Here is a 14,194-nt window from a genome sequence, read left to right on the forward strand (position 1 = left end):
ACAACAGAGTCTCGCCCGGAGGGTCGATGATGACCAAACCCGTTCTCCAACGGCAGTTTTCGCGCCGCAACCTGCTCCGGTCCGGGGTGTTGCTGGGTGCCGGCCTGGCTCTCGGATCGGCCGCGGCCGGGTGCGCCACGCCCACCGGCCGGCCGGGCCCCACCACGATCAGTCTCGCCATGAACCGGTCCATGACCACCCTGGACAACAAGCTGCTGCAATACGATGCCGCGCTGACCGTGCAGCGCGCCGTGCGCCAGGCGCTCACCGAGATCGACGAGAACCTGCGCCCGCGGCTGGTGCTCGCCGAGGAGTTCCGGCTCAACTCGCCCACCCAGTGGTTCGTCCGGCTGCGCCGCGGCATCCGCTACTCCGACGGATCGCCGGTCCAGGTCGAAGACGTCGCCACCGCCCTGCAGATGTACAGCCAGGTGCACGGCGGGTTCGTCGGCGGCTTCTTCCCGGAATGGCCGACGCTCACGAAGATCGACGCCACCAGCTTCACCTTGAACACCCAGCGCCCGGTGCCGGTGCTCGACTACCTGATGTCCAACATTCTCGTCACGCCGGCCGCAGCCAACCGGCCCGAGGATCTGCAGGGCGGCGTTGGCACCGGGCCGTTCATCGTCACCGCCGCCGACCGCGGGCTGGGCAACTACAGCCTGGAACGCAACGTCAACTATTGGGGACCGCGCCCGTCGATCGAGTCGGTCCGGGTGCGGTTCATACCGGACGAATCCAGCCGCGTAGTGGCACTCCGCAGTGGCGAGGTGGACGTGATCGACTCCATCACGCCGGACTCCACCGATCAGCTGGCCGGATTATCCGGTGTCGCTGTGGATTACGCCGACGGGGTGCGGCTCAATCAGCTCTTCTACAACTTCCGCAAGCCGGCCGGCGCGCCCACCGCCGACGCCCGGGTGCGCCGCGCGCTCACCTACGCCATCGACGGCACGTCACTGATCGACAACGTGCTGCAGAAGTCGGCCACCGCCTCCAAGGGCGTCATCCCGCTGAGCCTGGACGGCGCCGTCGAGACCGGCGAGTACACCTACGATCCGGACCGAGCCCGGCACGAGCTCGACGTACTCGGCCTGCGCGATCTGTCCCTCAAGATCATCTGGGAGAGCGGCGAATTCGCCGCCGATACCGATATCATGGAATCAGTGGTGCAGATGCTGTCGGCCGTCGGGGTGCGCGCCACCCTGCGCCAGTTCGAGCCCGGTGGCGATATCGCCCAGTGGCGGCAGGGCCGCGCCGGCGACTGGGACGTCCTTGGCAACGGCTTCCCCAGCCCGACCGGATTGGCCCTGACCATCATGCAGGGCATGTACGCGGGCACCGCGGAGAAGGAGAAGACCCGCGACACCTACCACGGCTACCTGTTTCCCGATATCACTGCCCAAATCACCAGGGCTTCGGAGGAACCCGATGCCAAGCGCCGCGCCGACCTGCTGGCCACGGCGCAGCACGCCATCTGGGCGACGTGCCCGATGTTGTGGTCGTTCGTGCCGAAGGCAGTGCTGGGCAGACGGACGCGCATCGACGGAATCGCCATGCGGCCCACCAACTCCTACAACCTGGCCACCGTGTCACTGAAGGGCAACTGACCGTGAGCACCGCATCGCTGCACACCGACGGGATCGTCCGCACGACCCTCGAGCCTGGCCGCCGCGACGCTCTGCTACCAGCGCCACGGGTGCAGAACCATGCCGCCAACCTCGCGGTGCTGCCCGACGGTGCGCTGGGGTGCGTATGGTTCGCCGGCACGCAGGAGGGGGTCTCGGATATCGGGGTGTGGTTCTCCCGGCTCGACGACGGGGTGTGGTCACCACCCGTCGCACTGTCTGATGACCCGACCCGCTCAGAGCAGAATCCGATTCTGTACGTGCATGATTCGAACCAGGTCTGGCTGTTGTGGACCTCACAGCATGCCGGTAACCAGGACACCGCTCGGGTGCTGCGCCGTATCTCCTCCGACGGCGGGCACAGCTGGGGCGAACCGCACGTGTTGCTGCCCGAGACCGAGGAGGGCGGGGTATTCGTCCGCCAACCGCTGATCCGGCTTCCCGGCGGACGGCTGCTGCTGCCGATCTTTCACTGCGTGCGCGTCCCGGGACAGCGCTGGGTGGGGGACCGCGACTACAGCGGCGTGATGATCTCTGATGACGACGGCGGCACCTGGCGCGAGGTGGTGGTGCCCGACAGCACCGGAGCGGTGCACATGAACATCGGGCGACGCTCCGACGGCACGCTGGTCGCGCTGTATCGCAGCCGCTGGGCGGATTTCGTCTACCGCAGCGTCTCCACCGACGACGGCCAGACGTGGTCGGCACCGCAGCCCACGGACCTTCCGAACAACAATTCGTCCATCCAGTTCGTCGTGCTTCCCGATGACCGGTTGGCCCTGGTGTACAACGAATCCAGCGCGGCCGACGCCACCGCGCGGCGCACCTCGCTCTACGACGAGATCGACGACGACGGATTGGCCGCCGAAGAGCCTGCGCCAGCGACCCGGCTACCGGTCGACGACGGCACCCGGACGGCGTTCTGGGGCGCACCCCGCGCCCCGATGACGCTGGCACTGTCCGAAGATGGTGGACTGACCTGGCCGGTGCGCCGCGACCTCGAAGTCGGGGACGGCTACTGCCTGTCCAACAATTCCCGGGACGGCCTGAACCGGGAGTACTCCTACCCGAGCATCACCACCGCCGGCGACACCCTGCACATCGCGTTCACCCGGTTCCGGCAGGCCATCGAGTATGTCGAGGTGAGCCCGGCATGGATCCCGACATGACCGGCACGGCGGTGGTCACCGGCGCCAGTTCCGGCATCGGTGCCGCCGTGGCACGCCGCCTGCTCGACGGCGGCTGGCACGTCATCGGGCTGAGCCGTCGGGTGCCGGATCTCCGAGACCCCGCTTTCGATTCGGCGACAATGGATCTCGCCGATCTGGACGGGCTGCGCGACTGGGCCCGCGGCATCGGCGCGGTCGACGCCGTCGTCCACGCGGCGGGGTTGCAATACTCGGCGCCGCTTGGTGCGCTGGATTCCGACCATGGGCAGCGGATGTGGCGCATCCACGTCGGCGCAGCCGAAGCGCTGATCGACGCGCTCGCACCCAGGTTACCCGACGGTGCCCGGCTGGTCCTGATCGGCAGCCGCACGATGACCGGCAACCCCGGCAAAAGTCAGTACGCCGCAACCAAAGCCGCGTTGACGGGGATGGCACGATCCTGGGCGGCCGAACTCGCCGGCCGCGGCATCACCGTCAACGTCGTCGCCCCGGGTCCCACCGACACGCCGATGCTGGCCGATCCGGCGCGCGCACATACCCCGCCCAAACTCCCACCATTGGGCCGGTTCATCGATCCGGCCGAGGTGGCCGGGCTGGTCGCGTTCCTACTCGGCCCGGACGCCCGCAGCATCACCGGCCAAACCATCGTGCAGTGTGCAGGGTCGTCGTTGTGACCGGCACCGTCGCCGTGCTGGCCGACGACCTCTCCGGGGCGGCCGAATCCGCCGCGGCCTTCCTGGACCGCGGCATCCCGGTCAGCCTGTGCCTCACGGCCGGCGCCGTCGCGGTCACCGGGGTTACGGTGTTCGACCTCAACACCCGCACCATGACCGCCAAGGACGCCCGGCGGAGGCATCGGGAGGCGCTGGCCCGATTGGCTCCGGATGTGCTGGTGGTCAAGAAGATCGACTCGTTGCTGCGCGGCAATGTCCGCGACGAGGTCGAGGTGCTGGCCGAGCGCGGCCCGGTGCTGGTCGCGGCCGCACTGCCAGCGCTGCGGCGCAGCGTCATCGGTGGGGTGTTGCACGTCGACGGGGTGCCGTTGCACCGCACCGACGCGTGGGCCGCCGAAGCCGATGCGCCGCCGCATTCGCTGGCCGAGCTGGTCGGGCCCAATGTCACCGTCCGCGACGCCACCAGCGACGCCGACCTCGACGCCATCATCGGCTCCGTCACACCGCGCACTCAGCTGGTCGGCACATCGGCGCTGGCCGCCGCATTGGCGCGCAGCCTTCCGGCGCAGGCAGCCGCCGACGTGTACCGGCGGCCCTCGGCAGGCCTGCTCGCCGTGGTGGGCACGGCGCATCCGCACGCAGCCGAACAGGTCGGCCGACTTGTCGACACGGGCGTGCAGCACGTGCCGCTGGCCGCCGATGCGCTGCTCCGCGACACCGTCGATCCCGCCGACATCGGCCGCGCGCTCGCGGCAGGACCGGCGGTGGTCACCGTCGACGGCCCGATCCGGCTCGAAGCCGCGCGCGAATTGTCCTGTGTCATCGGACGATTGGTGGCCACCGCCCTCACTGCCCGCACCGGTCACCGGCCCGACCTCATCCTCACCGGCGGGGAGACAGCCCGCGCGGTCGTCGATGCCCTCGGTCTCACCGATCTGCGGCCCATCCACCAGGTGCACCACGGTGCGGTGGTGTCGGTCGCATCCGACGGGCGCAGCGTCGCCACCCGTCCTGGCAGTTTCGGCGACGGCGACAGTCTGGTCGCCATCGCCGACTATCTGACCAGTTCCCAGCATGTCCACCCTCAATTGAAGGACAACTCATGACAGGACTTCCCGTTGTCGCCGTGACCATGGGCGACGGTGCCGGTATCGGGCCGGAGGTGATCGTGCCCGCGCTGCTGGACCCGGCCACCCAGGCCCGCTGCAAACCCGTCGTCATCGGTGATGCGAAGCGGCTGGCGCAGGCGGCCGCCCTGCTGGGCAGCGCGGCCGATATCGTGACCGTCGCCACCGTCGCGGACGCCCGGCAGGTTGCGGATCGCATCAATGTCATCGATCTGGACCTGCTGCCCGACGATCTGCCGTGGGGGCAGTTGTCGGCGGCGGCCGGGCACGCCGCCTATGAGTACATCCGGGTGGCCAGCGAATTGGCGGTGAGCGGCGATGTCCAGGCGATCTGCACGGCGCCGTTGAACAAGGAGGCGCTGCACGCGGCCGGTCATGTGTTTCCCGGTCACACCGAACTGCTCGCGCATCTCACCGGCACCGAGGAGGTGTCGATGATGCTGTCCACGCCCAAGCTCAAGGTCATCCACGTCACCACCCATATCGGCCTGATCGATGCCGTCCGGCGGATCGAGCCGGGACTGGTGGAGCGCACGGTGCGCCGGGGCCACGACGCACTGGTGCGCGCCGGTAACCCGGAGCCCAAGATCGGGGTATGCGGCATCAACCCGCATGCCGGTGAGAACGGCCTGTTCGGATACGGCGAGGAGGAGGAGAAGATCATCCCCGCCGTCGAGAAGCTGGTCGCCGACGGTATCGACGTGCACGGTCCGCTGCCCGCCGACACCGCGTTCTTCCTGGCCGGACGTGGTGATTACGACCTGATCGTGGCCATGTACCACGACCAGGGGCACGGCCCGGTGAAGGTGCTCGGCATCGAGGCCGGGGTCAACATCACCGTCGGCCTGCCCGTGATCCGCACCTCGGTGGATCACGGCACGGCTTTCGATATCGCGGGCAAGGGTATCGCCGAGGCCGGTAGTATGGTCGAAGCTCTTCGGCAGGCCGCCGAATTGGCAAGCAGCACAACGACTGTCAAAGGATAGGGTTTTGCCGGTACGGGGGTCGCAGGCACGCCGGGCCGAGATCGTGCGGCTTGCCCGGTCCAGCGGGCTGGCCAGCGTGGAGGAGCTGTCCGCGCAGTTCGGCGTCACCGCGTCCACCATCCGGCGCGATCTGGGTCAGCTCACCGAGCAGGGGCTGATCGCGCGCACCTATGGCGGCGCCATCGCGCTGGATCCCCACCCCGAATCGTCCTTCCGGCAGCGCGCCCAGGAGGGCTATGCCGCCAAACGGCAGATCGCCCAGTGGGCCGCCGCACAGGTGCGCCCTGGCGAGACCATCCTGCTCGACGCCGGTACCACGGTCGGCGCGATGGGTGAATTCCTGTGCGATATCCCCGGTTTGACGGTGGTGACCGCCGGCCTGAGTGCGCTTGAGGAGCTCGCCGACGCCGACGATGTCCGGGTCGAGTGCATCGGGGGTACGTTGCGCCATCTCAGCCAGGGGTTCGTCGGCCCGCTGGCCGAGGCCACGTTGGCCCGGTTGACCTTCGACCGAGCATTTCTCGGTGCCGACTCGGTGCATGCCGAGCTGGGCATCTGCGAGGCCGAACTGGACCAGACCCGACTCAAGGAGCTCATGATCGAGCGGGCCGGCACGGTCTACATCCTGGCGCACGCCGCCAAGCTGGGCCAACGGCAGTTCCACGCTTGGGCCCCGATCCCGCCGGGGGCCATCCTGGTCACCGACCAGTCGGCCACCGAGGCGCAGCTCGAACCGTTCCGGGCCGCGGGTGTGCTGACCCAACGGGCCCCGTGACGATCACCCGTGGGGTGCGCGCACCCCGCGGTAGATCCCCCTCTTGACGATCAACGGCTGCAACACGTTCCGGACGGCCCAAGCCGGGAATCGGAAGGCCTGACCGCCGGGCGTGAACACCTCAAGCCCGTCGCGTTGGGCGCCGAGCACCGAACCCCAGCGCCGGGTGGGCGGACGGTACTCACGCAACGGTGTCCCGTCGGCGAAGGCGGCGATATTGCGGGCCAGGAGCGCGTCGGCTCGGCTGCGGGCCGAGGCGCGCAGCGGATCGGTGGCCGCGACATCACCGATCGCGAAGACCTCCGGGTGGCCGGGAACCTGCAGCTGCCGGGTGACCCGCACGAAACCGTGCTCGTCCAGTACATCGGCGGGCAGCCAGCTGGTGTTGGGCCGCACCCGCCCCACCGCCCAGAGCACGGCATCGGCGTGCACGGGGGGTTGTCCGGTGCTGAATTCGACCGGGCCGGTGGTGATCTCGTCGGCATGGCCGGGCACCACGGCCCGATGACCGCCGTGCAACCCCACCCCGGCCGCGGCCAACCGGCGCTCGACCCGGCGCCACACCCGCCGGTGATGGTGCGGCAACGCATGGTCGCGCGGGTAGTACAGATCGATCGCCGCGTCGGGCAGCGCCGCGGCCAGGTTCGCGGCCGCACTGACCGCGGCCGCACCGCCGCCGATCACCGCGATGGTCGGTGCCGCCGCAAGCCGGGCGTGCACCGCCAGCAGCTGCGCGTCGATCTGCTCGGCGGTCTGCCGGTCCGGCCGCCGCCAGAAACCGTTCGTCACACCGGTGGAGATGACCAGGACGTCATAGGGTTCCGGTCCGGTATCCACGTCGACGACGCGGGCGGCCGGGTCCAGACCGGTGATGGTGCCGTGCACCGTGCGCACCCCGTCCAGGCCGCGGAAGCGGTCGAAGGTGGTCCAGTAGTCACGGGACCACTCCTGCGGCCGGGCTACCCGCACGCCCAGTTCCTGCCCGCTGAGCAGGCCCGGTTTGGCCGAGATGCCGACCACCTCGAAACGCCGCGCCAGCCGCAGCGCGGTCAACACACCGGTATCCCCGAGACCGGCGATGACGACGCGCTGCACTCCGACACGCTAACCGGTGCCGGCCCATTGACCCGGCGGATTCGTCGTCGTACCGTCGGAGGACGGATCTACTACAGGGGGTAGTAATGACCGATACCCGGCGCGGTTGGACGTTCGCACAGTGGGGACTGCTGGTCATCTGCCTCGTGCACCTGGTCCAGGCGGTCATCGGGTTCATCGCCGAACCCAGCTTCGCCGTCGGCCCCGGAGCGCCGACGGTGCAGATCCTCGGCATGGACTACAACGGCTGGCACGCGGTGGCCGGGCTGGCGCTGTTCGGGCCCGGGCTGGTGTTCTGCCTGCGCAATTCCTGGGCGGTGCTCTACCTGCTGGCGGCCGCCGTAGCAGGCGGCCTGCCCGGCGTCTGGGCGCTGTTCTCACACCAGGTGGCCTACGTGTTCACGTTCCCGAACAACATCACCGACGCCGTCGTGCACTTCGTCACCGCCGCGGTCATGGCTGCGGTGGCCGGCGTCCAGATCCGGCGCGACGGGGGCCTGCGCGCCAGCCTGGCCGACCTGCGCCGGTGAGCAGGACCGGTCTCAGCCGATCGCGTCGATCGCCTTGTAGATTCGCTGTTCGCTCACCGGTCGCGGCGTGCCCAGTTGTTGGGCCCACAGGCTCACCCGCAGTTCCTCGATCTGCCAGCCGATATCGCGGACGTCGGCGGCCTGTGCACGGGTCGGCGAAAGGGCTTGCACCACGGCGTCATACGCGTCCTCGACAGCATGCACCCGGGCCATCCGCTCGGCATCTGCGGCGGGGGCGTGCGGTAGCCGCTCCAGCCTGCGGCCGATCGCGGTGACATACCGGATCAGGTCGGCCAGCCGACCTGCGCCGGCATGGGCGACAAATCCCTTGGGCAGCAACCGGTCCAGCTGAGCACGGATGTCGGCGATCGCCGCTGCCTGCACGGGGCTGGGGCGTTCGGGCAGGGCCACCTGCACCTCGTGGTAGGCCGTCAACACCTTCTCAGCACGGCTGACGATGCCGCGCGTGGTCGCACCGAGTTCGGCGGCCACCCGGTTCCGCAGCGCACCGAAGTCCGTCGCCGTCCACACCGGTGCGCGTACCACCGCATCGACCGCCGCATCGGTGCAGTCGTCCAGTAGCGCGGGCAACGAGCCGTCCGGATTCGCGCCCAGCGCCAACCGGGTCCGCATGTCCAGACCGCGTTCGATCGCCTTCACCGGTGACGGCACACTCAACCGCAGCAGCCGCCGGATGCCCGGGCCCATCGCGGCCTGCTGCTCGACGGCCGACGCGAACACCCGGATGTCCACCGACGTTCCGCGGTCGACGAAGGCCGGATAACCGCGCACCGAATGCCCACCGCTGACCCGCTCTACCGTGCGGGGCAGCTCGGCGAGATCGCTCGGCCAGCCCGTCAGACCGCTGCGTTCCCAGTCTCCGGCGACGGCTTCGGTGACGGCCTGCTGGATCGGTGCGGCCAGCGTTTCCTGAAGCACGCCAAGGTCTTTGCCGCGGGCCACCTCGGTTCCGTCGGTGTCCTCCACCGCGAAGGTCACCCGCAGGTGCGGGGGCACCTTGGTCAGGTCGAAGGCGTCGATCGGCACCAGGATGCCGCTGATCCGGCGCAGCTCTCGTTGCACGGCTTCCAGCACCGAGCCCGCATCCGGCTCCAGCCGGGCCAGCACGGCGCGTGCGGTGTCGGGAGCCGGCACGAAATTGCGGCGCAGCTCCTTGGGCAGCGACTTGATCAGCGCGGTGACCAGTTCTTCGCGCAGAGCCGGTACCTGCCAGGCGAATCCGTCGCCGCCCAGCCGGGCCAGCACCTGAACCGGCACATGCACGGTGACGCCGTCGTCGGCGGCGCCCGGCTGGAACCGGTAGGACAGCGGCAATTCCAGGTCGTCGGTGCGCCAGGAATCCGGGTGGTCGGCGGAGTCGTCGACCCGGAGCAGCTCGTCGCGGGTGAAGGTGAGCAGGTCCGGTGTCTTGTGGCGTTGCTTTTTCCACCAGGCGTCGAAATGCCGGCCCGACACGGCCGTCGCCGGTACCCGGGCGTCGTACAGTGCGTAGATCTCGTCGTCGGTGACCAGCAGATCGCGACGGCGTGAGCGCTCCTCCATCTCGGCCAGTTCGGCGCGCAGCGCGGCGTTGTCCCGGAAGAAGTGGTGCCGGGTCTGCCAATCGCCGTCGACCAGGGCGTGCCGGATGAACAACTCGCGCGCCACCACCGGATCGACGGCGGCGTATCCCACCCGCCTGCGCGGTATCAGTGGCAGCCCGTACAACGTGACACGTTCGTAGGCCATCACCGCCGCCCGCGTGGCATCCCAGTGCGGTTCGCTGTAGGTGCGCTGCACCAGATGCGCGCCGACGCGTTCCAGCGTCTCGGGATCGATCCGGGCCGCGGTACGGCCGAACAACCGGCTGGTCTCCACCAGATCGGCGACCACCACCCAGCGCGGCGGCCGCTTGGTCAGCACCGATCCCGGCGCCAGCACGAACTTCGTGTTCCGCGCGCCCTGATAGTCCCGTGAGTCGCGCGCCTTGGTCTCGTCGCGCAGGCCGATATGCGACAGCAGTCCGGCGGCCAGCGCGGCATGGATGACGGCCGGGTCGGCGGGCTGATCGGATTCCTGGATGCCGATATCGCGCGCGATGCTGCGCAACTGTCCGGCCAGGTCCTGCCATTCCCTGATCCGCAGGTAGTGCAAGAACTCATCACGGCACATCCGGCGAAAGGCGCTGCCGGAGCGGTCCTTTCGCTGCTCGCGTAGGTAGTTCCACAGGTTCAGGTAGGAGACGAAGTCGGAATGCTCGTCGGCGAAGCGGGCATGCTTTTGCCTGGCCGCCTCTTCGCGGTCGGCGGGGCGCTCACGGGGGTCCGGGATGGACAGCGCCGCAGCCAGCACCAGTACCTCGCGGACACAGCCCTCGGTGTCGGCGGCCAGGATCATCCTGCCGATCCGCGGATCCAGCGGCAGCCGCGCCAACCGGCGCCCGACGTCGGTCAACGCACCGGTGCCGTCGAAGGCGCCGAGCTCCTGCAGCAGGCCGACGCCGTCGCGGATGCTGCGCGCATCGGGCGGATCCAGAAACGGGAACCGTTCGATCTCACCGAGGCCCAGAGCCGACATCTGCAGGATGACCGCGGCCAGGTTGGTGCGCAGGATCTCCGGGTCGGTGTAGCGCGGGCGAGCCTGGAAATCCTCTTCGGAGTACAACCGGATACACACGCCGGGCGCGGTGCGCCCCGACCGGCCGGCCCGCTGGTCCGCCGACGCCTGCGAGATCGGTTCGATGGGCAGCCGCTGCACCTTGGTGCGCCGGCTGTAGCGGGAGATGCGGGCGGTGCCGGGGTCGACGACGTACCGGATCCCTGGCACCGTCAATGAGGTCTCGGCGACGTTGGTGGCCAACACGATCCGGCGGGCGGTGCGGCTCGGGGTGAACACCTTCTGCTGCTCGGCGGTGGGCAGCCGGGCGTACAGCGGCAGCACCTCGGTGTTGGTACCGACCACGCCGCGCAGGGCGTCGGCGGTGTCTCTGATCTCTCGCTCCCCGGACAGGAACACCAGCACGTCACCGGGCGGTTCGGCAGCCAGTTCGCGCACCGCGTCCACGATGGCCTCGGTGGGATCACGCAATTCCGTTCGCACGATCTCGTGGTCCGGGTCGTCGGGATCATCCGAAACATCTTTGCCGACAGGCACTTCCAGGGGTCGGTACCGAATCTCCACCGGGTAGGTCCGTCCGGACACCTCGACGATGGGCGCACCGCCGAAATGCTGTGCGAAGCGACCTGGGTCGATCGTCGCCGAGGTGACGATAACCTTCAAATCCGGCCGGCGCGGCAGCAATTCGCGCAGATAGCCGAGCAGGAAGTCGATGTTGAGGCTGCGTTCGTGGGCCTCATCGATGATGATCGTGTCGTACCGCAGCAGCCGGCGGTCGCGTTGGATCTCGGCGAGCAGGATGCCGTCGGTCATCAGCTTGACCAGCGTCGAGTCATCGGCCTGATCGGTGAAGCGCACCGTATAGCCGACGGCCCCACCGAGCGGCACGTGCAGTTCGTCGGCGATGCGCTGGGCCACGGTGCGGGCCGCCAGCCGGCGGGGCTGGGTGTGCCCGATGGTGCCGCGGATGCCGCGGCCGAGTTCCAGACAGATCTTGGGCAGCTGGGTGGTCTTACCCGAGCCCGTCGCCCCGGCCACCACGACGACCTGATGCTCGCCGATGGCCTTGGCCAGCTCGTCACGGTGTCCGCTGACCGGCAGGTCCGGGTAGCTGATCTGCGGGACCGCCGCCAGCCGGGTCGCGATCAGGCCTTCGGCGGCGGCGAACTGCGCCAGCAGTTTCTCGTCGGGGGCCGAGCGCAGATTCTTCAACCGCCGGCCCAGCCGTGCGGCGTCCCTGATCGTCAGGCCATCGAGGCGTGCGCGCAGCTCGGGCACGGACGCGGCAGACAATCCGGACATTTGGTCAAGGATAGGTGCCCGCACCCGTTGACCCACGCCTGCGCCCGGGTGCACGCTCGAGGGGACCGACCCGATGGGAGTGTCGAGATGATCGATCGGTGGTTCGATTACGTTGGCGGCACGCTGGGCGCCTGTCTGGATTGCGACCCGCGGTCGTCGCCACGGATCGGTCCGGCCGATTTCACCCGGTTCCTCACCGACGATGTCCGGCTGCACGCGTTGCAGGGCCGGGTGGCTGCCGGGGAATGGGGTGTAGCGGAGACGCACGAGCGGCCGGCCCGGGTGCTGTCCACCCACCTGGTGATCACCGAGCACGGCCTGGTGTTCGCCGCCGCGGTAGAGCACCCGCACCCGCTGTACTACCTGGCGGTGCCGCGCACCCTGCTCGACTCGGTGGCCGGCCACATCGCCGACTGCCCGCCACCGGCTGGCGCAGTGGCGGCGGTGGACTGCCGGCTGGACCATGACCTCGCGTCCATCTGGCAGTTCGAGAAGGCGCTGCGCGAGCGGCTGGGCACCGACCCGGTACTGCGGGTGCAGCTCACCCCCGCGTTCGCGGCCTGAGGCTCAGGCCGGCGACCAGTAGGCCAGCATCTCCGCGAAGGTCTCGAAGGCCGGCTTCGACGCCCCGTAGGCGACCTCGAAGTGCACGCTGAGCGGGAATCCGAGGTCGGCCACGCCGTCGATCACCCGCTTGTACAGGTCGAGCATCAGCACCCGCTTCTCGGCGGGTTCCACGCCGGCCAGCTGGGACACGAATTCCTGTTCGGCGGCGACCGCCGCGTTGCCGGGGTCCTGGATGAGCCAGGTGATCAGCCCGACCTTGGACTCCATCTTGGGGACGAAGCCGAAGGACAGCAGGATCTCGGGCCGGTGCTCGGTGGTCTTGGCGAAGTCGGTCAGGAAGCCCACGATGGCGTCGGAGTACAACAGCTGCGTCATGCCGTAGGTGGCGCCCTGTCCGCACTTGAAGGCGAATCGGCCTTGTTCGCCGTCGCGGGTCGGGATCAGGATGGCGCCGCGGTTGGGCACCAGGTCGGCGTACATCGACAGCGCGTCGGTGGGGGCCACGCCCTCGCCTTCGCCGTCCTTCATGGTCCGCGGCACGCCGACGAAGGCGATGCCGTCGAATCCCGCGCCGCTGAGATCGGTCAGCCGGCGACCGAGGGCGTCGGGCCCCAGGAACGAGGTGACCTGGGTGCACAGACCGCGCATGCCCGGCAGCTCCGGCCGGATCAGCGTCCAGTATTCGAGTACGTCCATCTTGGGCTTCATCTCGACCGGACGGTCGTCGTCCTCGTCGATCATGCCGGGGATCATGATGTGGCCGAACCGGCCGGTCAGGCCGGTCGCTGCCGCGAGCTCGAGCACCTTGTGGGCCTCGTCGACGGCGTACTGCGGGCCGCGCTCGACGTTCGGCGGCACCAGTTCCAGCGCGATGGTGTTGAGAGGCACCCCCACACCCTACGGATCACGCACCCGGCCGTGGTAAACCTCCCCCATGGCTGAACGGGTGACATTTCCCAGCGCAACCGGCCCGATGTTGGCCGGCGTGATCGACCTGCCGGACGGCCCGGCGCGGGGCTGGGGCGTGTTCTCGCACGGGTTCACCCTCGGCAAGGACTCGCCGGCCGCGGCAAGGATCTGTAAGCAGTTGGCCTCCGACGGGATCGGCATGCTGCGTTTCGACGCGCTGGGGCTGGGTCATTCCGAGGGCGACTGGGGTGACGGATCGTTCACCGTGAAGGTCAACGACGTCATCGAGGCCTGCAAGTTCATGGCCGAGCGCGGTACGCCGGCCGAGATCCTGGCCGGCCATTCGTGGGGTGGCGCGGCGGTGCTGGCCGCGGCGCGCGAGTGCCCCGGTGTACGGGCGGTGGTGACGGTGGGCGCGCCGATCGATCCGGCACACGTCGAGCATCAGTACGACGCCTGCCTGGAGCAGGTGTTCGCCGAGGGCAGCGGCCAGTGGATGGTGGGCGGTAAGACGCTGACCCTCAAACGCGCCTTCGTCGAGGATGTCCGGGAGGCGAAGCTGCACCACAAGATCAAGGGCCTGAAGCTGCCGCTGCTGATCCTGCACTCCCCCACCGACAACACCGTCGGGATCAAGAACGCCAGCGATATCTTCCGCACCGCTCGGCATCCCCGCAGTTTCGTGTCGCTGGAGGGGTCCGAGCATCTGCTGACCGGGCCGGGGCAGGCGCACCGGGCGGGGCGGATCATCGGCGCGTGGGCCGACGCGTACTTGGGTACGCGCTGAGACACGGCGTACTTGGGTACGCGCTGGCC

General features: G+C 69.2%; 12 protein-coding genes. 9 read left to right on the forward strand and 3 right to left on the reverse strand.

The window, feature by feature from the left end; genetic code table 11:
* The first annotated feature begins 26 nt into the window (after nt 1-26).
* The 6 genes from SBI67_RS13390 to SBI67_RS13415 are packed head-to-tail and all read left to right on the forward strand — an operon-like array spanning nt 27 to nt 6,359.
* Nucleotides 27-1,610 (forward strand): ABC transporter substrate-binding protein, encoded by a 1,584-nt coding sequence (locus SBI67_RS13390; RefSeq protein ID WP_413232466.1) that lies wholly within the window; start codon nt 27-29, stop codon nt 1,608-1,610.
* 2 nt (nt 1,611-1,612) lie between these two features.
* Entirely contained in the window at nt 1,613-2,797 is a 1,185-nt protein-coding gene (locus SBI67_RS13395; RefSeq protein WP_318981013.1) for a sialidase family protein, read from the forward strand.
* Nucleotides 2,782-3,471: an SDR family NAD(P)-dependent oxidoreductase gene (locus SBI67_RS13400; protein WP_318981014.1), complete on the forward strand. Its 690-nt coding sequence runs from the start codon at nt 2,782-2,784 to the stop codon at nt 3,469-3,471. The genes SBI67_RS13395 and SBI67_RS13400 overlap by 16 nt, the downstream gene beginning before the upstream one ends.
* Complete coding sequence (locus tag SBI67_RS13405) at nt 3,468-4,577, forward strand: four-carbon acid sugar kinase family protein (protein WP_318981015.1); 1,110 nt, start codon at nt 3,468-3,470, stop codon at nt 4,575-4,577. The genes SBI67_RS13400 and SBI67_RS13405 overlap by 4 nt, the downstream gene beginning before the upstream one ends.
* The gene (gene pdxA, locus SBI67_RS13410; RefSeq protein ID WP_318981016.1) at nt 4,574-5,584 is read left to right on the forward strand and encodes a 4-hydroxythreonine-4-phosphate dehydrogenase PdxA; all 1,011 of its coding nucleotides are present in this window, start codon (nt 4,574-4,576) and stop codon (nt 5,582-5,584) included. The genes SBI67_RS13405 and pdxA overlap by 4 nt, the downstream gene beginning before the upstream one ends.
* A 4-nt stretch (nt 5,585-5,588) precedes the next feature.
* Nucleotides 5,589-6,359 (forward strand): DeoR/GlpR family DNA-binding transcription regulator, encoded by a 771-nt coding sequence (locus tag SBI67_RS13415; protein WP_318981017.1) that lies wholly within the window; start codon nt 5,589-5,591, stop codon nt 6,357-6,359.
* 3 nt (nt 6,360-6,362) lie between these two features.
* Here SBI67_RS13415 and SBI67_RS13420 read toward each other — a convergent pair whose 3' ends face one another.
* Nucleotides 6,363-7,454, reverse strand: coding sequence for an FAD-dependent oxidoreductase (locus tag SBI67_RS13420; protein ID WP_318981018.1), 1,092 nt, complete (start codon nt 7,452-7,454; stop codon nt 6,363-6,365).
* An 86-nt stretch (nt 7,455-7,540) separates the two neighbouring features.
* Between SBI67_RS13420 and SBI67_RS13425 the strand changes: the two genes are divergently transcribed.
* Complete coding sequence (locus SBI67_RS13425; protein ID WP_318981019.1) at nt 7,541-7,984, forward strand: DUF4383 domain-containing protein; 444 nt, start codon at nt 7,541-7,543, stop codon at nt 7,982-7,984.
* 12 nt (nt 7,985-7,996) lie between these two features.
* Here SBI67_RS13425 and hrpA read toward each other — a convergent pair whose 3' ends face one another.
* A complete protein-coding gene (gene hrpA, locus SBI67_RS13430) occupies nt 7,997-11,902 on the reverse strand; it encodes an ATP-dependent RNA helicase HrpA (RefSeq protein ID WP_318981020.1) in 3,906 nt (1,301 codons plus the stop codon).
* 87 nt (nt 11,903-11,989) lie between these two features.
* Here hrpA and SBI67_RS13435 point away from each other — a divergent pair, with 87 nt between their 5' ends.
* Entirely contained in the window at nt 11,990-12,466 is a 477-nt protein-coding gene (locus tag SBI67_RS13435; RefSeq protein ID WP_318981021.1) for a glucose-6-phosphate dehydrogenase, read from the forward strand.
* 3 nt (nt 12,467-12,469) lie between these two features.
* Here the strand turns inward: SBI67_RS13435 and SBI67_RS13440 are convergent, their stop codons facing one another.
* Nucleotides 12,470-13,357: a mycobacterial-type methylenetetrahydrofolate reductase gene (locus tag SBI67_RS13440; protein ID WP_318981022.1), complete on the reverse strand. Its 888-nt coding sequence runs from the start codon at nt 13,355-13,357 to the stop codon at nt 12,470-12,472.
* A 46-nt stretch (nt 13,358-13,403) separates the two neighbouring features.
* On the opposite strand from SBI67_RS13440, the gene SBI67_RS13445 reads away from it, so the two are divergent.
* Entirely contained in the window at nt 13,404-14,165 is a 762-nt protein-coding gene (locus SBI67_RS13445) for an alpha/beta hydrolase family protein (RefSeq protein ID WP_318981023.1), read from the forward strand.
* The last annotated feature ends 29 nt before the right edge of the window (nt 14,166-14,194 follow it).

Source organism: Mycolicibacterium chengduense, assembly GCF_033741155.1.
Taxonomy (GTDB): Bacteria; Actinomycetota; Actinomycetes; order Mycobacteriales; family Mycobacteriaceae; genus Mycobacterium.